Genomic DNA, 23,110 nt, shown 5'->3' with positions numbered 1-23,110 from the left:
GATTAACCCAGAATTGAAGAAGTGAGAAATGCTGCGCCGATGCCACCGATGGTAAAGCCAGCAAATCGTAGGGATAAGTTGGGGTCTTGATCCAAAGCGGTGAGAGTTTTGCGCACAAAGCCGATCGCAGCGGAGGCAATGGCGATTTGGATAGCAGTAAATCCCATCAGGTAAGCGAGGAGGGGGGCGGTTTCTGCGCCGATAATGGCTTCACCATAAGCATAGCCGTGAAAGATGCCAGCGACGGCAGAGATCGCCGCCACCAGCTTTAAATTAGGCCGTTCTTTCATCCCTAGCAGGGTTCCGACGGTGAGGACGGAAGCGGCAATGATGATTTCTACCGCAGGAATATCCAGGGTGAGTAAGTGAATCCCAGTTCCTCCCATTGCAGCGATCGCAAAGGTGATAGGAATTGCGATGCCGTAGGGATGGAAGGCAGAAAGTAAGGCGATCGCCACCACAAAAGCGAAATGGTCCAGCCCGATAATCGGATGTGCGAATCCTGAAAGTAGCCCCTCCCAGAAGTTACTTGGGGTGGCGGAATCCATGCCGTGATGGGCGAATGCTGGTTCCACTCCCCAGAACAAAGCAATAGCGAGGGCAACTATTATCAATCCTCCGGTTATTCTGGGGTGATGGAGTAGAACAGATGGGAATCGATTGAGGGTTGGCTTAAGCATGGGTGAGGTTTAAAAAAATTGAGCGGGTCAACATTTATAAGTGAGTTAGGTCCGAGGCATAAGTGCGAGTGAAACTCCCTTCCTCCGACCAAGTGAGGATTAACCCCCGGCACTGGGGAGAAGAAATCAGGCCCTCGGAACTATTTTGAGACCTGGGTTTCCGTGAAATTGGCTAGGATGTGAGGGCTGGGTCTAGGTTACAGAACTCACAAAAAAAGCAAATTTTTCCCCTCGGCGTTGGTGTAGGGTCAAAAGTACGATCGCGCTGCCGTACTGTTACGCGCCAGGGCTACTATTGACAGAATAGAGTGTTCTGGTAAAGGAAAATCAATGCCCATCTGTACCTCGCAGATGAATGTAAGGGTGGACGACAGAGGCGGTGGGCATTCTGACTTACCGACCCCAGAGGGCAAATGGAGATTTACCGGGAATCTGGGGGTGGGATCACAGTTGCGGGACAGTGCCGGATTGGGACCGGGCTTTCCCCCTTGCGTCTGATGGCTGGACCCCATCAGAACCGCCTGATAGGGGATATATTACCCCATCGGAGACACTTTACGACTGAGGAAATGGAGAGAAGCTGAAAACCACCCCCGGTTATCCCTGTTCCCTGCCGGTTCATCAAGCAAAAAAAGGGGCCAACGCTCGGTTAGGCCCTGGGGGTTGTATCAAGGTGCGATCGCCACTGGGGTGGGGGAAGGGTTAAACCAAGGGTAAACCCCTGGATTCATAGAGGAGAATAGATTGACGATGGGGACGGGCGATCGCCCCTTCATTTTCTAGGCGTTGGAGGAGGCGAGTCACAGTAACCCGGGAGATGCCGATCGCCTCAGCAATTTCTTGATGGGTCATGGGCAATTCTAGCAAGCAGCCCTGTTCCACGGGACGACCGAATTTATCGCTTAACCAGACCAAAAACTTAAGCAAGCGTTCCTGGACTTGCTTGCAGTGAATAATGGTGAGGAGTTCTTCCGTTTTTTGGGTGTGGGTGCGAATGGCATCTAAGACTTGTTGCCATTGGTGCCCTGGAATCATGCTGACTTCTACGGAGGTTAAACATTCTATTTGATAACCGTTAATGCAACAGAGGGGTTCACCCACCACATCTCCGGGCCCCCAATATCCCGAGGCAATGGTGGATCCATCTTCCGTCCAGGCGATCGTGCGGACCACTCCGCGATCGATTTTCCATAGGACATCTTGCCACATCGGAATCGAGTCTTTGCGGCTGAATGTTCGCCGCAGGGAGGAGGGGAGTGAAGCTAAAGTTGCAATGGTCATAAACAAATAGTTTTGAGATTATTATGGTTAGTTTTGAAAGGGGATATGAAAAGAGGCGGCTGCCCCAAACCTGCATTGGGGAAATGCCGGGGCAGTCGCCTCTTTTCTCGGGTTTGGGATTTTATTCAGCCTCATCGGACTCAGTGCCAATTCTTAATTGTTTCTTTGTCCGCTTAAGCTGTTTCCAAAGTCTCTTAATTTGTTTGTAAGCGTCCTCTGGCGGTAATTTCCCCCCGGTTTCTAAACAACTAATCACGCTAACGCGCTGGGCAAACTCCTGCAAGTTGGCATTAAACACCATATTTTCTGGATTGTCTGGCGTAATTTTGCCGTAGTAACGACTACGAGGAGATATAAAATCAAATTTGTCAGGCATTGTCTTAACCCCACTCTTTCCCTTGGCTATTTGCGGGAGAATCAATCCCTGTACCGGAATTTGTAAGCGGAGATTCCCCCTAATAACCACTTTAGCGTTATTGCTAAATTGTGGCAATAACGACGGGGACTTTCACTTAGCAAGGGGAGGGTCTATGCCCAAAAAACAATTCGCTACCGAGTCAGGGTCGGCCCGTTGCTTAGGGGAACAACCCGGTATATTCCCTCGGAGTTCTACCAGACAAGTAGTCTGTTATTTAAAGATTAGCTGCACTGTTTAAAACCTTATCTGTGCAGTTGAGTGGGGCAAATCGATCAAAAGAAATATTTTTCATACACAATCGGTGGTTATGCTCGATACCTGACCCGATGAAACCTGGGGGCAGTGACCCCGGCGCGGGACCTCTGGGGCCAACTGGGTAGGAAAAGACCAGGGTTCAGGGCGGCGTCCCGGGTATTCAGGGTCCGAGGACCCTATACTCAAAAAAAATAAGATTCAACATCCTCCAAAAGGTAGAGATTTAACCCTGATTCGGGTACAGTGAACAAAAGCGGGATGGAGACGCGGAAAGATTGGCTGACCCGATCGCCGCTGGTGCGTCAAAAATCTGCTGTGCAACGGCCTACTATCAGCAAAGGAATCCCAGATGAACCTCCTAGAACTAGAACGCGAAACCACCAAGATGACTCGGGTGATCATGACCCGACACATGGCGATCGGGAAAGATACGATCGCAGATCTCCGGACCCGGATGACCCTCGAAGAGTTATCCGGCGTGATCATTGTCAGTATCGAACGGTTGCTATGGTTGGACTGGGACTCGGTCGTTTGGGCGATCGCCCATCTGATTCCCGCCGATATCATGGCTGAAATCCAAAGCAACCTGCGGATCACCCTCTATCAACGCTTGATTCACAAAGGCTTAATTCCCGGCGTGGATTTCAGCATTGATGGTCACGGCAATCTGCGGTTGAATGCCAAAGCCCAAAAATCGGTGGCCTAAGCGGATTTCCGGGGGGTTACTTCGGCTCCCTCGCACCTCTTCGATTCTCGCTCCCCATTCGTTAACGCCAACTTAGCAAGAAAAAATAAAGAACGGGTAAAGAAAAATTGCCGATTCAACGCGGGCAGTTTTTCTCTACCCTGGGACAGGTGTGAACCCATCCGGCACACCCCCCCTCTAATTCTCAGCCACCACAAACGGCGTATAAGTTCCGCCCAACGCTTCTACCACAGCACGGGTATTCGAGACCATCATCTTAATATAAGAATCGGCCTCGCTACCGGGCACACCGATGGAGTCCGAGTACAATTCCTGCGGGGCTAACTTGACCTGGGCCTCCTCTGCTACAGTCCTGATGAGTTGGGCATTAATGGTGGTTTCGGCAAAAATGGCCGGAACCTGTGTTCGTTTAATTTCCTCCACCAATCGCGTCACCGTTTGGGCACTGGGTTGTTCCTCCGTACTGATGCCGATTAACGTGCCGGTAATCTCTAATCCATACCCTTGGGCATAGTATTGGAAGGCATCATGAGTGGTGACTAAGCGGCGGTTGTTCGGGGGAATTGTGGCAATTTGCGCCTGAATCCAGCGGTGGAGTTCTTCCAAGGTGGCGGTATAGTCTGCCGCATTTTCCTGAATCGTTGCGGCATTTTCTGGGGAGAGTTCGCTTAAGCTATCGCGAATCGCGTTAACCATTGCGATCGCATTCATGACATTCCCCCACACATGAGGATCCGGCGTCATTGCCGCCTGCTTCTCCATCTGCAATGGGAGTACGACTTCCCCCACTGCCAACTTCTTAGCATTTACTCCGGCAGCATTCATCAACTTAATCAGTTCCGGTTCGAGGTTGTATCCGTTATAGAGAATCAAATCCGCATTCTCCAAGGCAATAGAGTCGGCGGGCACAGGTTCATAAATATGGGGATCGACTCCAGGGGTCAAAATACTGCTGACTTGGATCTCCTCCGAGGCAATGGACTCGGTTAAGTCGGCGATAATGGTACTGGTAGAGACCACTTGAGGCTGATTCCCCGAACTGTCCCCCGCCCGATTCGCTTCCGGGTTGGTACAGCTACTCAGGCAGAACCCCAAAATCACTCCCGTGGCTAATTTCAAGAGGGATTGTTTTCCCGGATAGTCCGCGATCGCTCTCCTGTGGATAGATATTTTCATTTTCTTTTCATATTTTATTCACAATGGGTTCATATTTACACTATCCTGGAATTAAAAGCTAAATTTTAGAAACCTTTATGAAAAGATCTAACCCTTTCAACCGGGACAGTTCCTGGAAAAATCAGCCCGCATCTTCGTCGGATCACGCCATCTGTGTCAGTCATCTGGGCGTCAATTATCGCCAGGTCCAGGCCCTCACCGATGTCAACGCGGTGATTCGCCCTGGACGCCTTACGGGGATTATTGGACCCAATGGTGCCGGGAAAAGCACCTTAATCAAAGCGATGTTAGGATTAACCCCCACCCTCAGCGGTAGGGTCCTCTATGAGGGAAAACCCCTGATGGAACAACGCGATCGCATCGCCTACGTTCCCCAGCGATCGCAAATTGACTGGACCTATCCCGCCACCGTCTGGGATGTGGTGATGATGGGACGCGCCAAGAAAACCGGCTGGTTTCGGCGTTATAGTACCGTCAGTCGTCAGATTGCCTCCGATGCGATCGCCCGAGTCGGGATGAGTGACTACCGCAACCGCAAAATCGGGGATTTATCCGGGGGACAACAGCAGCGGGTGTTTTTAGCGCGATCGCTGGCTCAACAAGCAGAAATTTTTTGTTTTGATGAGCCTTTCGTCGGCATCGACCAAAAAACTGAAGCGGTCCTGTTTGATATTTTTCACGAACTCGCCGAAGCGGGAAACATTGTAATTGTAGTGAATCACGACCTTGGGGAATCGATTACCCATTTTGATGATTTAATCCTATTAAATCGGGAATTAATTGCCTGTGGTGGCCGACAACAAGTCCTGCGATCGGAGAATATGTATCGCGCCTATCAAGGACAGGTCCAATTTTTTAGCGATCGGGCTGCCTAAAGAACCTAACCCCCCCGCCCTTACAAGAGTAGGTTTTTACGTTTCCGGTCCCCTCCCCTTGGTAAGGGGAGGGTTAGGGTGGGGTCTTCTTGACTTGGCAAAGCCACATCAAGAAGAAAAAGGTTTCCCCAGCCTCCTTACAGGCGCTTAAGCCTGAAGCCTTCCTTACAGGCGCTTAAGCCTGAAAGAGGGCGTGAGGTGGCGATCGGAACCCCACCCTAACCCTCCCCTTGCCAAGGGGAGGGGACCGGAAGTGTTCTTAAGCGTAAAAAACTTACTCTTGTAAGGGGGAAGGGGGGGAGAGGTTCGTTTTTTCCCAGTAACCCTCTACATTCTGTATAAATTCCTCTGCCATGTTAGACGGATTAATTGAACCCCTCCAATATAGTTTTATGCAACGATCGCTCATCGTAGCGATTTTAGTGGGCTTGATTTGTGCTGTGGTTGGCAGTTATTTAATGGTCCAGCGTCTGGCTTTATTAGGAGATGCGATCGGGCATTCGGTCCTTCCTGGATTAGCGATCGCCTATGGGATTGGGGCGAATATATTTGTGGGGGCCTTTATTGCTGGGGTCCTCAGTACCGTGGTGATCGCCTGGATTAGAACGCGATCGCCCATTAAAGAAGATGCCGCAATGGGAATTGTTCTATCTTCCTTTTTTGCCCTAGGCATTACCTTAATTACCCTCATTCAAAAAGACCAAAAAATTGACCTCAATCATTTTTTATTCGGCAATATTCTCTCCGTCACCCCGGAAGATGTAAAAACCACCGCGCTGATTGCTTTTTTAACCCTCGCGGTGGTTTTTTTACTGTACAAAGAACTCTTGTTTTACACCTTTGACCCCTTGGGTGCTCAAGCCGCAGGGCTGCCCGTAAATTTGCTCAATTTTGGGTTAATGGTCTTGATTGCCTTAACCGTCGTCGCCAGCATGAAAGCAGTGGGGGTGGTGCTGGTTTTGTCCCTGCTAATTGCCCCCGGTGCCACCGCCTATTTATTGGTTCCTCGCCTCCATCAGGTCATGATTGTCGGTGCCCTGATTGGCATTATTTCTAGTGTCTCCGGAATGTATTTGAGTTTTTATCAAAATATCCCGTCTGGTCCGGCGATTGTGTTAGTGGTTTCTGGGTTTTTCCTGTTAGCTTTGCTGTTGAGTCCGAGTCATGGAATTCTGACTCATCCTCGGACAAAAGGGGAAAGTTCCGCATTTTGGCAGGAAATCAAAGGGTTGTTTCGCTAGGGCAAACTATCTAGATTTTAGGTTATCCGAAAGGCAGGGGTATCAAAAACCTATTTTCTCTCTAGCCCGCGTAGGCGGGCTTCGCTAGTGTTCGTATAGACCCACCCTTGAGGGTGCGGGTTGTTATAGAGTAGGATTACCGGATTTCTGGTTAAGGTTCTAAGTCTTGTAAAATTTGAGTGATTTGTTGGACTGCTCCCAAATTATTGCGGATTTGGTATAAATCTCGGGCGGTTTTCAAGGCGGCAACAGCTTCAGAAAATTGATTTTGATTTAATAAGGCAATGGCTAAATTAAAATGGCTATCGGGGTCATTGGGGTAGCGGGCGATCGCCTCTCTAAAAACGTTAGTCGCTTCGGAGATTCTCCCCAAGGAACCCAAGGCGCTGCCGAGATTATTATAGTATTCCACATTGCCAGAATTCAGCGTAAGCGCTTGCTCAAAGGCGCTCACGGCTGCGGAGAAATTTCCCATTTGGGCATAAGTAATTCCCAGGTTATTGTAGGCGGTATCATAAGAAGGATACAGGGCGATCGCTTGTTCAAAAGCTGCCACGGCTTCCCTGAATTTTCCCTGACTCGCTAAATCATATCCTTGGTTATTGTAAGCTTCTGCCTGTTCTAAATCGACTGAGGAATTGCTGGGACTCACGGGAGACAGCGTGGCAGAGGAGACGCTAGGCATGGCGGTTACCATGACTAAACCAGCTAGTCCACAGGCGAGGAAATGTCGAATCATGATTGATTAATTGTGTTTAATCGGGTGTAGATGATGACCGGACCTGCACTCAGAATTCATCCCAGTGCCTAGTCTGATGGCTAAATCAAGCCTTTCTCTAATTTCTTCACCGGGGAGCGTTACCATTGCGGGGACAAAGTGCGGTAACATTACAAAAGTTAACATTTTGCACAGAAGAGACCCAGGACTAGGGATTATGAGCGTACAAATAGGAGATACAGCACCGGATTTTAGTTTGCCATCCCAAACCGGCGAACCCGTTAAACTCAGCGATTTTAGAGGGAAATCTAGTGTCGTGCTCTATTTTTATCCAAAAGATGATACTCCCGGATGCACGAAGGAATCTTGCGCCTTTCGGGATAGTTATGAACAGTTCAAACAAGCAGGGGCCGAAGTCATCGGGGTCAGCAGTGATTCAGCCGATTCTCACCAAAAATTCGCCAGTAAGTACAGTTTGCCGTTTACCCTGTTAAGCGATCGCGATAAAGCCCTTCGCAAACTCTATGGGGTCCCCTCAGCTTTGGGACTTCTCCCCGGGCGCGTCACCTATGTGATTGATAAAGAGGGTGTGGTCCGCCATATCTTCAATTCTATGATGAATTTTGAGGGTCATGTGGAAGAATCTCTCAAAACTCTGAAAGCAATTTAACCGGGATAACGCCACTTGGAGGCGCTTGCCTGAGAGTAGGGGCCGTACATGAATTTCCCCTACTCTCTTCCGGTAAGACAACATATTAAGCGATTTAAAATCAGTCTGAAAATACTATTTAAGAGTGGGAGCATTTTGTTCCCTTGAAAAGTTGTCCCATTCATTTAGCCCGAGTCTAACTGCCCTTAATTTTAGGGTTATACGGGCGTACTTCTAGCCGTTAATTATCATTTTGTCACCTATCCAAAAAAGTAATTTCCCTCAAAACTACCCCCCAAATTGTTATGCCTAACTGCTGAGGGGTCCAGAGAGATCTCTCGGAAAGGTCCGACTCGCGAGAGAGGGCAACCGGGCTAGGGGCATGAAAAGATAGAGTTATTCCGGACCGTCCTTTCTTCCGCCAGAGAATTGAAATGAGGGAGTCCGGATAGCGACTCTTTCCCTACCCGGTGACAACTCCCAGGAGATTCTCTGAACATTACCATGCGACAACGGATTTTAGCGAGTGCAGCCGTCCTTTTTTCTTTTCTAATTCCAGGTCCAGTTATGGCAGCCAACTTTAGCGAGATATATGTTTTTGGTGACAGTCTCTCCGACACGGGGCAATTGTTTCAACAGTCCCAAGCTCAAATTCCCCCGAGTTCTTTGTACTTTGAGGGACGGTTTTCTAATGGCCCGGTGTGGGTGGAATATCTGGCCGAACAGTTAAATATCCCGTTTAATCCGGATACTAATTTTGCATTCGGGGGGGCGACAACTGGGGCAATGAATCGGAATGAAACCCCCTCCCGAGGACTGTTGGATCAGGTGAATCGCTTCCAACAAACCCAAGATTCAGCAGACCCCAATGCCCTTTATATTGTTTGGGCTGGACCAAACGATTACCTGGGGAATCAGGAGAGAAATCCCAATCAACCTGTATCGAATGTTTCTGAGGCGATCGCCACCCTTGCTGCAATGGGTGCCCAAAATTTCCTCGTGCCTAATCTGCCTGATTTAGGGAATTTACCCGCCACCCGAAATCGTCAGAGTTCGGTCCAGTTAAATGAATTAATTCGCTTGCATAATCAGGGATTAGCCGAGTCTCTGCAACAGTTGAGCAGCCGCCTGGGTTCAGAGGTAGAAATTATTCCCTTGAATGTCAATGAAATTTACAATCGCGTCTTGGACAACCCGGCGGATTTTGGGTTTAGAAACGTTACCGAACCTTGTCTAAATCAACAAAGGGGTAAGATTTGCCAAAATCCCAATGAATATCTATTTTGGGATGATATTCATCCGACCACTTTTGCCCATGAAAAACTCGGGGTCTACGCTTTTCAGCTATTAGAAAATAGCGAAGCCGCGATCCGTCCCGATGTGAGTTCGGGGCAAGAAAGACTGGGAGTTCCTACGGTGGGGGTGGAGAAACGGATTAAATCCCGGATGCCTGCTCAAATTGGCCCCAATTAAGGCAACTCCAAAAAATTAAATATTCTCGCAGAGATCCCCCCAACCCCCCTTCCCAAGGGGGGCTTATTCTGCAAAACCTCTAATGTAGAATTGTTTTTCGGTTAAATTTCACCGGCAGAATCTTGGTCTAAAAATAAGGTGGCATGGGATTGCGATCGCAAAATTGTAGCGGGAATTTCCGGCGTAATGGGATGAGATAACATCTGGTGGACAATCTCGGTTTTGCGCCGGGAAGGGGCGAGACAGATGATTTGTTGGGCGGCACAAAGCTGGGGAATGGTGAGGGTAAAGGCATATTTGGGCACCGCTTCTAGGGCGGGGAACTGTCCTTGATTTACCAATTGCTGATGGGTAGCATGGGCTAATTTTACCAGTTTAATGGGGTAGGGGTCGTTAAAATCAGCAATCCCCGGTTCGTTAAAGGCTAAGTGACCATTTTCTCCCACGCCCAAGCAGCATAAATCAATGGGTTTTTCTAACAGGAGTTGGCTATAGCGATCGCATTCTTTCAGGGGTTCGATCGCATCTCCGTGGATGTAATGAAAGGCGGCAGGATGGACCTGATTTTCTACGCGATCGCGCAAGTAGCTACGAAAACTCGCTGGATGGGTGGCTGTAATTCCCAGATATTCATCTAAATGAAAGAAGACAATCCGGGACCAATCCACCCGATTCAAGGCGATCGCCGCATCCAGAAATTGAATTTGGGAATTCCCCGTTGCTAGGAGTACCCGCGCCTCCCCCCGTTGGGCGATCGCCTTCTCTAAGATGTCACTAGCGGCAACAGCCGCATCCAATGCCATCTCGGCTTCGGTGGCAAACAGACGGACTGCCAAGGCATCCACCGAAAAGATTTTCACAGGAGGGGTTAATTTTGAAGAATTCGATGGATCAGCCATAATTTTCCGGGGTAGGGGAGTTCTAAACAACACTCTCCTATTTTCACATACGGGAATGGGGAGTTTTGTACATCGTCCCTAATCCGCGAAATAAGCGATCAATGCCTTCAACTGCGGTATCTCGGTCCAATCCTGCGTAGGAAACCCGTAGGAAACAGCCGCTTTGAATGCCAAAGGTCGTACCGGGGATCGTGGCAATCCCAAATTTTTCAATGAGTAGTTTAGCGGCTTCCATTGGGGAAAGTTCGCTTTCTAGTTTAATGAAAAAGTAAAAAGCCCCTTTAGCTTCCGGGACGGTACAAAATTCCGATAACTCAAAGAAGCGTTTCAGACATAAGTCGCGCATTTCTGAGATGATGGGCAGATGTTCTAAGCAATAGGTTTTCCCGGCTTGTAATGCGCCTAATGCGACATATTGAGACAGGATTGGGGGACAAATTAACAGAGTGTCTTGAATTTTTTTTACGGCGGTGAGGAGGGGTTTGGGAATAACCATGTAGCCAATTCGCCATCCTGCAAATCCATAAGCTTTGGAGAGACTAAACAGGGAAATGGTGTGGGAATGGCTATGGGGGATAGAACCCGGAGAAAAATGGGTTGCGCCATCGTAGGTAAAATATTCGTAGGCTTCATCACTGATATGATAAATGCCGCGATCGCTACAGAGTTGATTGACTTGACGTAAGGCAGTTTCTGAATAAACTGCACCTGTGGGATTGTTGGGAGAAATGGTGACAATGGCACGGGTTTTGTCCGTAATTGCTGCGGCGATCGCATCAAGACGGAGTTGATAGTTTTCATCGGTTGCCACACAAACTGCCTGACATCCGGCAATGGCGATCGCCATTTCATGATTGAAATAATAAGGAGTTTGGATAATAATTTCATCGCCGGGAGAGGTAATCGCCAGAATGGCATTCATAAACGCCATATTTCCCCCGGCAGTGACGATGATTTTGCTATCTTCGTTGAGGCAAATACCATTTTCCGATTGCAGTTTGGTGGCGATCGCCGCTTGTAACGCCGGAATTCCTTCCACCGCCTGATATTTATGATTATTGGGATCCGCCAAACATTCCCGAATGCTTTCAAAGGCGGCAGGCGGTGGGGGATAATACACCACCCCTTGTCCCAAAGAAAGCGTACCGGGATAAGCGCGAATCAGTTCCCCAATCTGTGGAATAATCGGGGATTGCACTCCCTCCATGCGAGAAAGTATCGGGTCCATTAGCTTCATCCTCCATCTCATTGTTTCTTAGCATACAAGAAAGGGGGGATGAAAAAGGCGATCGGCTAACCCGCAGCGCTTAAATGTTCCACTAATATTTTGACCCCGATCCCAATTAAAATCACGCCGCCTATAATTGTCACTTGCTTTTCACAAAAGTTCCCCACTCGATTCCCGATATAGACCCCAGCAAAGGATAGAACAAAGGTAACAATCCCAATCACCACCGCTAACTCGACAATCGAAGTTTGTAACAGCGAAACACTCAATCCCACCGCTAAGGCATCAATACTCGTGGCAACGGCTAATCCTAACAAAATATATAAATTGCGGGGATTGGCTGCTTTGGCTTCCTCTACTCCCTCCTGTTCATAGATAGACTCATGAATCATTTTACCGCCAATAAATGCCAGCAGTAAAAATGCAATCCAATGATCCACACTAGAAATTGCCTCTCGGATAGCCAATCCAACTATCCAGCCGATTAAGGGCATAAACAACTGGAATCCCCCAAAAAAAGTGGCCACTAAAACTGCATCATACAGTTTGACTTTTTTCAAAGCCATTCCACTGCCGATCGCCACGGCAAAGGCATCCATTGCCAAGCCTAAAGATATCAAGAAAGTGGTGATAAAGCTCACTATTTTGCTTAACCTCTATCTCTTACGGTAGTGATTTAACCCTACCATATTTAAGTTCGTTTCACAACCATCACTATAATGAAACAAAAATGAAAAACACTCCCGGAAGTTGGGACCCATTCCCTCAGCTTTCCCCCAGGCTTTCCAGGAAATTAGGGAATATTTTTCATTATTTAATCATTTTTGTAATTTCCCGAACCTCCGGGATATAGGCGAGGGAACTCCGAAGTGCGTCCTAGGCTTTGAACAGTAGGGTGAGCCTATTTTATCTCAGAATCAGACCTTTCATTGTAAAATTGAGAAATCCCTTGAAACAAATCAGAGTAAGCTTATGCGTTCCATTCCTTATCAACCCTTGCTGCTACGATTGTTACATGGTCTTAATGCCATTTTAGTCCTGGGGGCTTTCATTACTGGCTTTTTAGTTTATGATAGCTGGGATGGGCGCTGGGGCGGCCTAGGCTTATCCGAAGCAAACCGAAGCCTGATTGATATTCATGGCACATTTGGCTTTTTGTTATTCTTTGTTTTGATTGGCTTTGCCATTTACAGTGTGCGAGTTGGACGACACCGTTTGGTTGCCAAAAATTCCCTTTCAAAACTTCGCGATGTCGGTAAACCGAGTTGGTGGGTTGCCTTACATCGGATTGCTAATACCATCATCTTATTAGCAGCGGGATTAGCAGTCATTACGGGTAAGTTTCAGGATGAAAACTGGCTACCCCAGGGACAGATAAATCAACCGGCGTATTTCCTACATTTGACCGCATGGATAGTGATAGGATTAGCCCTCGCCTTCCACCTGTTGTTGAGTGCAAAAGTAGGAGGAATCCCCCTGTGGCAATCCATGATTCAAACGGACTATCGAGCGCCCGAAAGCCCCAAGTTGTGGCCCCAAAAAATCCGTAACTGGTTCCGCAATCCCCATTTGTAGCTCAATTCAGTTCTCCTGAAAAAGCAATTGAACACGGTGGAAATTTAGAGTTTTCTGCGGGTTTTCCACCCTCCCTGACCCCGATTTCCTTTGGTTACGGTACAATCAAACATTGCCACTCTTAATAGAAATCACAGAGGGTCAGTCATGATTAATTACATTAGCTTAATGCTAATTAACTTAGTAGCCGGTCATTTTTTGCTGGCTTACTATATTTATGAGGGATTAGATAATATCCGCCAAAAACGCTGGATTCCTGGCTTCGGAATGACAGGTGCAGTGGCGTTGGTTACGGGATTACACATGATTTGGACTTGGCCGATTCGAGGGAGTTTTAATGTAGCCTTTGGGGAAATGTCCGTCTTGTTCGGAATTGTCTTTATGGGCGCAGCCGTCGCCCTCGCTGCGGATTGGGATTTGATTACTGTGACTATTTACGCCTTTTTTGCCGGTTTAGCCGCGATTGTAGTCGGGGTCAGAATCATTAATTTAGACATGACTCGGCGGCCTTGGATGTCCGGAATAGGCTTTATTATTTCAGGATTGGGCGGTGTTTTATCGACTCCCTCTCTTTATCTGAGAAATAACCCAACCCTACGAACTGTCGGGGCAGTCACTATTATCATAGCCGGACTTATATGGGCGATTACTGGCTATCTTTCCTATTGGGGACATCTAGCAGATTATAGCGATTGGGTCCCGCCTACTCTGAGATAAAAAATCGGGTACAAGGCACTACCTTGTACCCGAGTAGACTTCTTGCAGAATTTCCCAAAAACCCCCTTAAAAGGTAAGGTTAGGCTGCTAAAAAAAACCATTAATAACGCCAATCTGTTGGGGGGAGCGTTCCGGAATTTGGTTTTCGTCTCTACTGAACCGTCACCCAAAATTCTGCGGCAATAATTTCGCCATTGCGGTTAAACTCTCCCCACATTTTATAGTTTCCTGCTTCTGGAAATTGAGTCATAAATTCCAGAGTTTCCGATCCAGGATTAGGCATGGGATGAGCATGAATGTAATCGGCTTCTGTGGGAGAATCCGATTGTTTTACAATCACTAAATGACCCAATTCTCCTAAATAAGGCTGCAAGTCTGTAACCGGGGTTTGAGTCTTAGTATCTTCTAAATCGAAAGCAAGGGTAATCGGTTCACCGGCGGAAATTTTCTCCGTGGGTAACATTAACCCCACCTTTGTATTCCCCAGAGTTTGCGATCGCGTTAACGTCATCTCTGCTGGCGGGGGGGGATTTCCCGCTACCGTCGTTTTTAACGCGGAAACTCGTTGTGCATCCCCGGTAGGTTTGTAATCGGCAAACAGGGTATAATTCCCCCCACTGGGAAACGTATTTTCGACTTGAAATTGTCCTGCTTGATTCTGAGTGGGATGGAGATGAGAGAAGAACTGCAAATCATCACTCACTACAATTAAGTGCAGCTTTTTTTCATGAACAATATCAAATTCAGAAACGGTATTTCCCGTACTATCTTGAATTTCAATCCCTAAAGCAACGGGTTGATTAGCAGCGATCGCCGAGGGAACGGTGAGTTTCGCTTGAGTGGCATTCTGAGGTTCCCCGGGACCATCTCCAGAATGTTCTGAATGAGAATCTGGATGATGCTGCTGATGATGCTGATCATGTCCCTCTCCCATCCCTTCAGCGTGATTAGAGTCCATCCCTTCTACTTCAACGGATTCCTTTAACGATGCCTCTGAGGTGGGGCTATAACAACCGGGAATAACCAATAAACTAGAGGCGATCGCCACGGCAATAACCAACCTATTCATGACTGTTTATCCTGTTTGTGTGTAAGAGAATTTGGCGGAAAGTTGAAACTCAGATCCAGAAAATATGCAGGAATAAATCCCTCTTTCCCGGCTGTATATTGACCTAGGGCTGTTTCATTCTCCTGGCTCAATTCATTTTGGCATTGTTCAGTCCTTTTATCTCCCAAAGGATACAGCCTGATTCCCCTCCTCATGAGGGGTGTCCCTTCGAGACAGGGTGGAATTCCCCTCCTCATCAGGGGTGTCCCTTCAAGACAGGGTGGAATTCCCCTCCTCATCAGGGGTGTCCCTTCAAGACAGGGTGGAATTCCCCTCCTGTGGAGGGGTGTCCCTTCAAGACAGGGTGGAATTCCCCTCCTGTGGAGGGGTGCCCCTTCGGGGCGGGGTGGAATTCCCCTCCTGTGGAGGGGTGCCCCGTAGGGGCGGGGTGGTCCTTCGTTTCAACTTAGAAAATCAGGCCGAAAACCCTTGCTCTGTAACGCTTACGGGGTCAGGAAAATTTTAGAATGAAACAGCCTTCATATTGAGCAAGCAGGCTGTATTCCACCCCTGGTTACGGGGATTGAACCATTGAGGTATTTTTTAGGATAAAATTTTCTACACTTCTCAAACCTAACGTTCAAAAGTTCATCATTTTTAGTCTGCCCTGAGATTATGAAATTGGCATGAAATACGCTCTCCCCTGTTCAACGTCACGACTTGCTGTCGTTTACCAAGGACTACCGATTAGGGTGAAGGCGGACCAGTAATAGGGATGGGTTAAATCCGACTCAGAGAGCTGCGCGATCGCCTCGGGTAAGGGAATTTCCTGATTAGCTGTATAAAGGATACCATTTTCTACTCGGACTTGCCCTTGAATCATGGCAATTTGGGTTTGTCGGAGGGCTTCGGCTTTGATGGGGGCTTGACTTAAATGGTGATAAAATTCACTCATGAACCCAAAAGTACCCTCATCAGAAACATACCATAAACTGGCTAAGGCAGTTTTAGCGCCTGCTTGGACTGCTAACCCAGCAAACCCTAATTCCGCTTGTTCATCCCCCACCGCAGTCCGGCAGGCGGAGAGAACAAGCAATTCTAACGGCGGGTCGTTAAACCCAAGTTCTCGAATTTCATCCATTTTCAGCTTCCGGTCCCACAGTTGAATATAGGAATTACTGATTTCTCCGGATTGAAATTCCCCGTGAGTTGCCAAGTGAACAATTGAATATTGATGCTCACTGCGTTCTCTTTTCAGGGTTTCTAAGGTGAACAATTCATTGATAAAGGCTTTTCCTTTTCGCAATTTGGTGGTAATGGTTTCCACTTCTAAGGGAACGGCGGGTAAGGGGTCTAATTCGGTAAATTTAGAGGCTCCCATTGCTAAGACTTCCTGCGTTTTAATGTCCGCATATCGGGTATCGGTTAAACTTAAGGAAGGCATCAGCCCCACGCTGTATTTTTCCACGAGAAATTGATTGCCATCATGGAGGGCCGCTACGGGAAGACTCCGCAATCCACTATCCATAATGAAGGCTAAATTTTGAATATTTTGGGCTTTTAACTCCGCTTCGATGGGGGCAATGATCCAGTTATAAAGCTGTTGAGCGCTGTTTAAATAGCGGTTGCGGCGAATTCCCGTTGTGGTAATTTCTCCCCGAAAGGCATTCGCTACTTGGATAACTTCGGCGCGACTGGTGTTAGGAATTCGTTGGGGAATGGGTTGTCCCTCTGCGGTGACGATGAGGATTTCCAGTTGGTCCTGGTCCCGATCGCTTTCTAAACTAACGGGGGCAAATCTGACATAAATTAAGGCAGGTTTAACGCCGGTTTCTGCTTCGATATTCCCCATTAAGGTTTGTGCTTGGGATAAGGTAACTATTTGTCCCGGTGAAATACCGCTATGCTGACTAAAGCTATCGGTAAAGACTTGTTCCATTGCCCCCATGCCGGTATCAATGTTTTGGGCAATGGATTCCCGAAGGTTACCCAAAGCAGGTCCTTGATTTTCCTCGCTGGAATTGCTTTCAATCGCCGATCGCACGGTTTCGGCAATTCCTTGTTGGATCAGGAGTACGGGTGTTTCTCCAGCAGGTTGCAGGGGGGTTTCTACTAACAGAGGCGGTACAGGTTCCGGGGTTGTCAGGGTGGGTTCCACCTCTGAGGCAGAGGGTGTAATCTCCTCAGTGGCGATCGTTGGGGTTTCGATGGTTACCGGGGCGATCGCCGGAGGTTCAATGGTGGGGGTAATCACCGCGTTGGTTTCTTCCACATCTGTGGAATTATCGGCAACGGGGAGGGATGTTTCCTCTGGGGATACCTCTAGCGGGGATGCTTCTACGGTGGGTTCCCCTGCTGCTGGGGTTTCCGATGCTGTTTCCTCTGTTGCTGGAGTTTCCGACGGCAAGGGTTGTATATCCGTGGGTCCCGGTGCGATCGTCGGTGTTGAAATGGGTTCTCCCGGTGGCAGTTCCTCGATGGGTTCTTCCGGTGGCAGTTCCTCGATGGGTTCTTCCGGTTCTTCTGGCGGTATCACTTCCCCGGTTATCACGCCAATATTCCCGCGAGTCACGGGACCGAGGAAGGATTCTCCCAAGGTGAGAGTCTCGCTGCCGGTGGTAATCACCCCTGCTGTCCCGTTGCTGCCATTATCCCCAATCACTAAGGGAATTTCTAGGTCCCCTCCGCCATGAGTCAGGGAAATGGAACCGCCGCCTTGTCCCCCTGCCGAGGAAATACTGGCGGTTTGTCCGTTGCGATCGCGAAAGCTATTCATCGCCCGGAAAAACTGTCCCGTTTGTATAAAAATATCTCCTCCACTGCCGGAATTACCCCCTTGGGCGTTGATATATCCCACTTCTGTATCATTTTCCGGGTCGATAAAGACATTACCGCCACTGCCAATACTGCCGGAGGAGTCTATATTTCCCACAGAGATGCGATCGCGGGCAATGATGCGGATAGTTCCCCCAGTTTGTCCCGTGGAAATCAAGTCTCCGGCGAGGGTTGCGGCATTGGGCGCTTCAATGGCGACTGCGCCTCCGGTTCCATTGGGGTTGGAACTATTCAGGTTACCCGCATTTGTATCCCCCGTATTGTTAATCACCGCAATTGCACCGCCAGATGTGGTAATATTTGCGACGGTTAACTGATTATTAGCAGTAACCGTGACATCTCCTCCGGTTGTGGTAATGTCCCCATCCAGTTGAATCTGATCAGCGGAAATCCCCACGGAATTGGCGTTAATTGGTGCAGTTGCCGTAACCGATGCTGCTTCGGTAACTTGTAATTGTGCCAGGGGAATTTGAGAACCGACTGCTTGATTCAGGGCGATTTCCCCGCCTGCACTTAGACTCAAATTAATGGGGGAAGTGAGAGTATCCACCAATCCATTGAACTGGATATCCCCATTTTGGGAGGCGATCGCCGTGTTATCAATCAGGCGTAAGTCACTATTTAGGATAATATCCCCCAGTGTGCGAAGTCCCGAGGATAACAGAATGGTATTCCCACTGGCAGTCGTCCCCGCCAGGGGTTCCGTTCCTCCCACTGCCCCTAACCATTCCACATCCCCCGTCCCTGCCTGGAGGGTGAGTTGGTGAGGTCCGTTTACGGTTCCCTCAAAGGTGATTGTACCATCACCGGGACCTGTATTCAGGGTGACATCAGCAGCAAGTTTCACATTACCATCGAAGAGAATATCAGTCCCATCAGTTTCAATTCCCTCAGCGAGTTCAATCTCGTTGGCAAAGAAGGTAAAATCAGCGCCCAGGTTGCCCCGTAACAGTCCTAACAAGGAGATAATTCCGTTGCCGCTTTGGAAGAAAAAGGAATGGTTAGAAAGGGTGAGAGGGGCGAGGGCAATTGTGCCGATACTATCAATCCGCCCGATGGTAATTTGGGTAAATCCCGGTTGAAATAGATTCAGTTCGGCGAGGGAAAGATTCAGGGCATTATTGTTAAGTGTTCCGCCGAGTTGAATATTGCGATCGCTAGAACCGGGGGATAAAAATACCAATCCAGTCCCACTAATTGCCCCGCCAAACTGCATCTCGTTGGCGGTTAGACTTAAATTAGTTGTACCCGCATTGAGAGTATTATTAAAGGAAAGACTGCCGGTTCCAGCGGAGATTGTGGGGTTTCCTGTTAAGCTAACGGGACTATTAAAACTGATAGTTTGGTTGGCAGTAGTGAGATTATTTCCCAAAATTACGGGTCCGGTTCCAGTTTGGGAAAAGAATCCGGAAAGATTCAGTAATCCACCCAGGTTGAGGGTTCCGCTATTGTTAATCCCCAGCGTTCCTCCGGCGGTGGTGTTGACGGTATTCAGGGTGATATCACTGCCGGTGAGATTAATTCCTTCACTTCCGACGTTTAAATCAGCGGTTTCCAGGATTCCTCCGGCGATCGTCAGTTGACTTAACGGAGAAATTCCCCCGACGGTTTCAGTTAACCGCACATCTGAGGTTCCTGCTGTCAGGGACAGGGGAAAAGTCCCATCCACTGTCCCGGTGACGTTAATTGGACCATTGCCAATGGTTGTATCGAGGGTAACGGGGGATGCTATGGTAATGGGTGCATTCACGCTTACCCCATTTATTCCCTGGGTGGTGATATTGCCGGTGAGTTGCGCACTGTTGGTGCTATCAACAGTGAGGGAAGAGATGGGGGTAATATCCCCGATCGCCGGTAGAATCACCGTCCCATCTCCTGAAGTTAGGGTGAGGGGAAAATTTCCATTGACTGCACCTGTTAAGGCAATTTCACCATTGCCGGTACTACTATCAAGGGTGACGGGTCCGGTTAAATTAATCCCTGATGGCGTGGCGATCGCCACGCCATCAGGACCATCGGTGGTAATGCCATTCCCGAGGGTAACAATCCCTCCGGTATTCACACTTAAGGAGGATAACGGCGTAATATTTCCCACGTCCCCAGATAAATCAACAGTTCCATCGGTGGAAGTCACCGTCAGGGGTTGTGCGCCATTTGCCCCCGCTAAGGTAATACCGCCAGTTCCTGATTGTATATTAGTGGGAACCGTTAAAGATAAATTAGTGCCCGAAATCGCCCCGTTGCCATCCACGCGTCCAATTGTTAGGGAAGTGAATCCCTGGAATGCGCCTAAATCTGCGGCAGTAATATCTAATGTTTCATCGCCGATTTCTGTGGTATCGCCCAAGGCAATGGGGGTATTCAGGTTAGCGGGTTGCAGGGTGAGCAATCCGCTTCCGGTAACGGTTCCGCCGAAGCTGAGTTCATCCCCTGTTAAAGTGAGGTTGCCTGGGGTGAGGACATTATCTTCATAGACTTGTCCCATCTCTCCAGTCGTGGTAACATCGCCATTCAGTTGGGTCGTTCCCCCAGCATCTGTTGTCACACTGGCAGCATTGATGGACCCGCCAAAGCTTGTAGTCCCGGTACTATTCGCACTCAAATCCGCAATTGGGGTGACCCCGCCAATGGCCCCGTTAATACTAATATCCCCAATGCCTGCATCTAAGATGAGGGATTGATTCCCATTCACCTCTCCCGTTAGGGTAATTGGACCATCCCCTGAAGTGAGAGTAATGGGATTGAGACCCAAGATGACATCTCCCTGAATGGCGATCGGTTGGTTCACCGTAGTCAGGTCAGAATTGAGCGTGGTTGCACCCACTAGGGTGATTGAACCATTATCGATTGCCTCAATTGGACTATCCACCGTAATTGTACCATTGGGCGATCGCACCGTTAGAGGTGCATCAATTGGAGTCTCAAAACTATCCATTGTGACTACCCCAGTCCCATCCGCCCGCCCAATTGTAATTGAATCAAACCCCCAATTCAGGTTTCCAAGTTCAAACTGAGTCAAGGTGAAACTGCCGGGGACATCTCCCAGGGCATTAATCGCAATATTGGTATCCGGTGTACTCGGTTGCAGCAGTAAAATTCCCCCGTTGTTAGTATTCGCCTGCCCTTCACCTCCTGGGGATAACTCTATCTGATTCCCTGTTAGCTCAACATTCCCCCCACTATTGAGTTCCGAACTACTAGAATCTAAAGAACTGCTGATACTTAAACTCGTCCCAGCATTCACCACAACATCCCCGCCCGTACCCGCATTTCCATTGAAGGATTCGGCATTAGATCTAATCGTAAAGGTATTCACACTCCCATTCAGTGCCTCTACCAGAATATCTCCCCCATTGCCTACTATAATTCCAAGGGTCGTAAAGGTCGAAGAATTCAAACTCTGAACCTCTATATTTCCCCTTGTACTTCTCACCTCAATCCGTCCCCCATTACGCGCCCCCATATCGAAGGAGTAAGAACTGGTATTAATGCTTGTGAGGTCAATATCCGTCAACGCACTGACTGTAACTGCACCGCCATTTCCTGCCATTCCTTCACCCTGTTGGGGACTCGTTCGCGTCAAAAGTCCTTCCCCCTCAATGCTGCCGTTCATGGCATTTAAAGTAATTGCACCCCCGTCAGTCGGACCGGAATCAATTCCCGTATTGATATCCCCAACCACTATACTTGCACCGGAAATGGATAAAGCCCTCCCGGGTGCCGAGATAGTATTTTGGATATTATCCATCAAAAATGAGCCTGTTCCACTACCGTCAGCATCTGCCAAAAAGGTAATAGAACCCGTTCCCTCTTGAAACCTCAATTCCCCACCATTGCCCAAATCCAAATCTTCAATGATAATATCATTGGTTGCCTCTAGGATAATATTGCCATTTCCCGGTAGAGTTTCTAAAAAGAATTCCGAAATTGTATAAGTTGCTGCGCCGCCATCCTCTGCAAAAATCGCCCCTTCCGGGGCTCCTGAAAGAGTATCCTCACTTAACTGGTTATCATCCACTGCAAAGGTTCCACTCACAATGGTGATATTTTCTGGGTCAAGGAGTAATGTGCCTAAACTGCCATTAGGCGCACTTAGATCCACCGTCCCCCGAAAAATTAGGTTTTTCTTGCCCGATACTTCTACAAATCCCCCATTCTGGTGTTCCTCCCTTGCCTCGACCCCTCCCCGTGCATTGATTGTACCCAAAAATGTGGTGGTATCATCCGCCCAAATAATCACGCGGCCCCCATTTCCCTGGGATAGGGCATCGGCAGAAATAATCGAATCTCGACTCACAAAGGTATCGGAGGCATTGGGAACAGGACCTTGACCCTGATACTCACCCCCCACCAGGACTGTCCCCCCGTCATCGATGCCTGAAGCATCGATATTGGCGCCGACAACGGCAACCCGTTCACCCAATAGCTGAACTGTCCCGCCTGATTCTCCCGTTACATTAATTTCACCGGAAGCAACGGCATCCCCAGAATCCACGGGGACCTGAGAGTGAGACCCTGTTAGGGCGACTGTACCATCGGGGTTCACCTGCACCTGATTGGCATGACTCACTCCACTTCCGGTTAAAAGTTCCGGCAAACTCAGGGGGGTGAGTTGGGAAGTGAGGGGATGAGTAGGAGAGGGAGTAACTTCTAAACTCAGCAAATTATTCGCTTGAGAAATCCGCACGCGACTCTCTCCCGGAATTGCTGCAACGGTAATATTTCCCCCGGGAGAAGAAAGGGTCCCGACATTGAGTACGGTTCCTCCCAAGAGGGTTAAATTCTGCCCCGGTGAGAGGGTTAAGTTGCCTAAATTAGCAATAACTCCCGGTTGGGAAATGTCAAAGTAAAATTGACTGGGCGGTCCGACTAAATTTCCCCAATTATTTTCTCCAACTGCCTGAAACCAATCATTCCCAAACCCAATTCCTGTGGCGGTGGTGGCGGTAAATGAAGCGGGGACATTTAAGGAGGCGTTGGGACCGAATAAAATCCCCGCTGGATTCATTAAAAATAAATTGGAATTTCCCCCGGTGATTTGAATGAGTCCATTAATAATGGAAGCATCCCCACCTGTGACCCGTCCCAGGATATTTTGAATCTCGGGAGAGGATAAAAAATTGGCAATTTGACCCGCCTCTAGGCCAAATTGCTGGAAACTATGAAATAAATTAAGCTGATCGCCCGATAGGGTTCCGCCGGTAATATTAAACTGATTTCCCTCGGGGTTCACCTGAGTATTTGTCCCATCGGCAGCAGGCAGGGTAAGCTCATCTAATTTGGTATAAATTGTACTTGACAAGGAGAAATTATAGAGTTAGAGCACAGCCGTCTGG

General features: G+C 48.5%; 17 protein-coding genes and 1 riboswitch. Of the genes, 7 read left to right on the top strand and 10 right to left on the bottom strand.

Annotated elements, in window-relative coordinates; genetic code table 11:
- Positions 1–2 precede the first annotated feature (2 nt).
- From NG792_RS27035 to NG792_RS27025, 3 genes are all read right to left on the bottom strand, one after another.
- Complete coding sequence (locus tag NG792_RS27035) at positions 3–680, bottom strand: HupE/UreJ family protein (RefSeq protein WP_261237511.1); 678 nt, start codon at positions 678–680, stop codon at positions 3–5.
- 361 nt (positions 681–1,041) lie between these two features.
- A riboswitch (cobalamin riboswitch) is annotated at positions 1,042–1,217 on the bottom strand.
- Positions 1,218–1,382: 165 nt separating this feature from the next.
- Positions 1,383–1,961: a Crp/Fnr family transcriptional regulator gene (locus NG792_RS27030; protein WP_261200817.1), complete on the bottom strand. Its 579-nt coding sequence runs from the start codon at positions 1,959–1,961 to the stop codon at positions 1,383–1,385.
- A 121-nt stretch (positions 1,962–2,082) separates the two neighbouring features.
- Positions 2,083–2,337: a DUF7219 family protein gene (locus NG792_RS27025; protein WP_261200818.1), complete on the bottom strand. Its 255-nt coding sequence runs from the start codon at positions 2,335–2,337 to the stop codon at positions 2,083–2,085.
- Positions 2,338–2,983: 646 nt separating this feature from the next.
- Here NG792_RS27025 and NG792_RS27020 point away from each other — a divergent pair.
- Positions 2,984–3,340 carry a hypothetical protein gene (locus tag NG792_RS27020; RefSeq protein ID WP_261200819.1) on the top strand — a complete coding sequence of 119 codons (357 nt, stop codon included), beginning with the start codon at positions 2,984–2,986 and terminating at the stop codon, positions 3,338–3,340.
- A 177-nt stretch (positions 3,341–3,517) separates the two neighbouring features.
- Here NG792_RS27020 and NG792_RS27015 read toward each other — a convergent pair whose 3' ends face one another.
- On the bottom strand, positions 3,518–4,516 hold the full coding sequence (locus NG792_RS27015) for a metal ABC transporter solute-binding protein, Zn/Mn family (protein WP_261200820.1): 999 nt from the start codon (positions 4,514–4,516) through the stop codon (positions 3,518–3,520).
- 77 nt (positions 4,517–4,593) lie between these two features.
- Here NG792_RS27015 and NG792_RS27010 point away from each other — a divergent pair, with 77 nt between their 5' ends.
- Both NG792_RS27010 and NG792_RS27005 read left to right on the top strand, forming a co-directional pair.
- Positions 4,594–5,391, top strand: coding sequence for a metal ABC transporter ATP-binding protein (locus NG792_RS27010; RefSeq protein ID WP_261237510.1), 798 nt, complete (start codon positions 4,594–4,596; stop codon positions 5,389–5,391).
- Positions 5,392–5,744: 353 nt separating this feature from the next.
- Positions 5,745–6,632 (top strand): metal ABC transporter permease, encoded by an 888-nt coding sequence (locus NG792_RS27005; RefSeq protein ID WP_261200822.1) that lies wholly within the window; start codon positions 5,745–5,747, stop codon positions 6,630–6,632.
- 151 nt (positions 6,633–6,783) lie between these two features.
- Here NG792_RS27005 and NG792_RS27000 read toward each other — a convergent pair whose 3' ends face one another.
- Positions 6,784–7,371, bottom strand: a complete 588-nt coding sequence (locus tag NG792_RS27000) for a tetratricopeptide repeat protein (protein ID WP_261200823.1) — start codon at positions 7,369–7,371, stop codon at positions 6,784–6,786.
- Positions 7,372–7,567: 196 nt separating this feature from the next.
- Here NG792_RS27000 and NG792_RS26995 point away from each other — a divergent pair, with 196 nt between their 5' ends.
- Together NG792_RS26995 and NG792_RS26990 are read left to right on the top strand one after the other, a co-directional pair.
- Positions 7,568–8,020, top strand: a complete 453-nt coding sequence (locus tag NG792_RS26995) for a peroxiredoxin (RefSeq protein ID WP_261200824.1) — start codon at positions 7,568–7,570, stop codon at positions 8,018–8,020.
- Between the two features lie 546 nt (positions 8,021–8,566).
- Positions 8,567–9,472 carry an SGNH/GDSL hydrolase family protein gene (locus NG792_RS26990; protein WP_261200825.1) on the top strand — a complete coding sequence of 302 codons (906 nt, stop codon included), beginning with the start codon at positions 8,567–8,569 and terminating at the stop codon, positions 9,470–9,472.
- Positions 9,473–9,573: 101 nt separating this feature from the next.
- On the opposite strand, the gene NG792_RS26985 is transcribed toward NG792_RS26990, so the two are convergent.
- From NG792_RS26985 to NG792_RS26975, 3 genes are all read right to left on the bottom strand, one after another.
- On the bottom strand, positions 9,574–10,371 hold the full coding sequence (locus tag NG792_RS26985) for a glucosamine-6-phosphate deaminase (protein ID WP_261200826.1): 798 nt from the start codon (positions 10,369–10,371) through the stop codon (positions 9,574–9,576).
- A 43-nt stretch (positions 10,372–10,414) separates the two neighbouring features.
- Complete coding sequence (locus NG792_RS26980) at positions 10,415–11,599, bottom strand: pyridoxal phosphate-dependent aminotransferase (RefSeq protein WP_261237508.1); 1,185 nt, start codon at positions 11,597–11,599, stop codon at positions 10,415–10,417.
- 65 nt (positions 11,600–11,664) lie between these two features.
- Complete coding sequence (locus NG792_RS26975; RefSeq protein WP_261200828.1) at positions 11,665–12,240, bottom strand: manganese efflux pump MntP; 576 nt, start codon at positions 12,238–12,240, stop codon at positions 11,665–11,667.
- 331 nt (positions 12,241–12,571) lie between these two features.
- On the opposite strand from NG792_RS26975, the gene NG792_RS26970 reads away from it, so the two are divergent.
- On the top strand, positions 12,572–13,174 hold the full coding sequence (locus NG792_RS26970) for a cytochrome b/b6 domain-containing protein (RefSeq protein WP_261200829.1): 603 nt from the start codon (positions 12,572–12,574) through the stop codon (positions 13,172–13,174).
- Positions 13,175–13,321: 147 nt separating this feature from the next.
- Positions 13,322–13,891 (top strand): DUF981 family protein, encoded by a 570-nt coding sequence (locus NG792_RS26965; RefSeq protein ID WP_261200830.1) that lies wholly within the window; start codon positions 13,322–13,324, stop codon positions 13,889–13,891.
- 151 nt (positions 13,892–14,042) lie between these two features.
- Here NG792_RS26965 and NG792_RS26960 read toward each other — a convergent pair whose 3' ends face one another.
- Both NG792_RS26960 and NG792_RS26955 read right to left on the bottom strand, forming a co-directional pair.
- The gene (locus tag NG792_RS26960) at positions 14,043–14,960 is read right to left on the bottom strand and encodes a DUF8832 domain-containing protein (protein ID WP_261237506.1); all 918 of its coding nucleotides are present in this window, start codon (positions 14,958–14,960) and stop codon (positions 14,043–14,045) included.
- A 709-nt stretch (positions 14,961–15,669) separates the two neighbouring features.
- The gene (locus NG792_RS26955) at positions 15,670–23,076 is read right to left on the bottom strand and encodes a CHAT domain-containing protein (protein ID WP_261237505.1); all 7,407 of its coding nucleotides are present in this window, start codon (positions 23,074–23,076) and stop codon (positions 15,670–15,672) included.
- Between the last annotated feature and the right edge of the window lie 34 nt (positions 23,077–23,110).

Origin of the sequence: Laspinema olomoucense D3b, assembly GCF_025370785.1 — a bacterium.
In the GTDB taxonomy this organism is placed as follows: Bacteria; Cyanobacteriota; Cyanobacteriia; order Cyanobacteriales; family Laspinemataceae; genus Laspinema; species Laspinema olomoucense.
The sequence above is the reverse complement of the archived record's forward strand: the minus strand, read 5'-3'. Positions and strand labels throughout refer to the sequence as shown.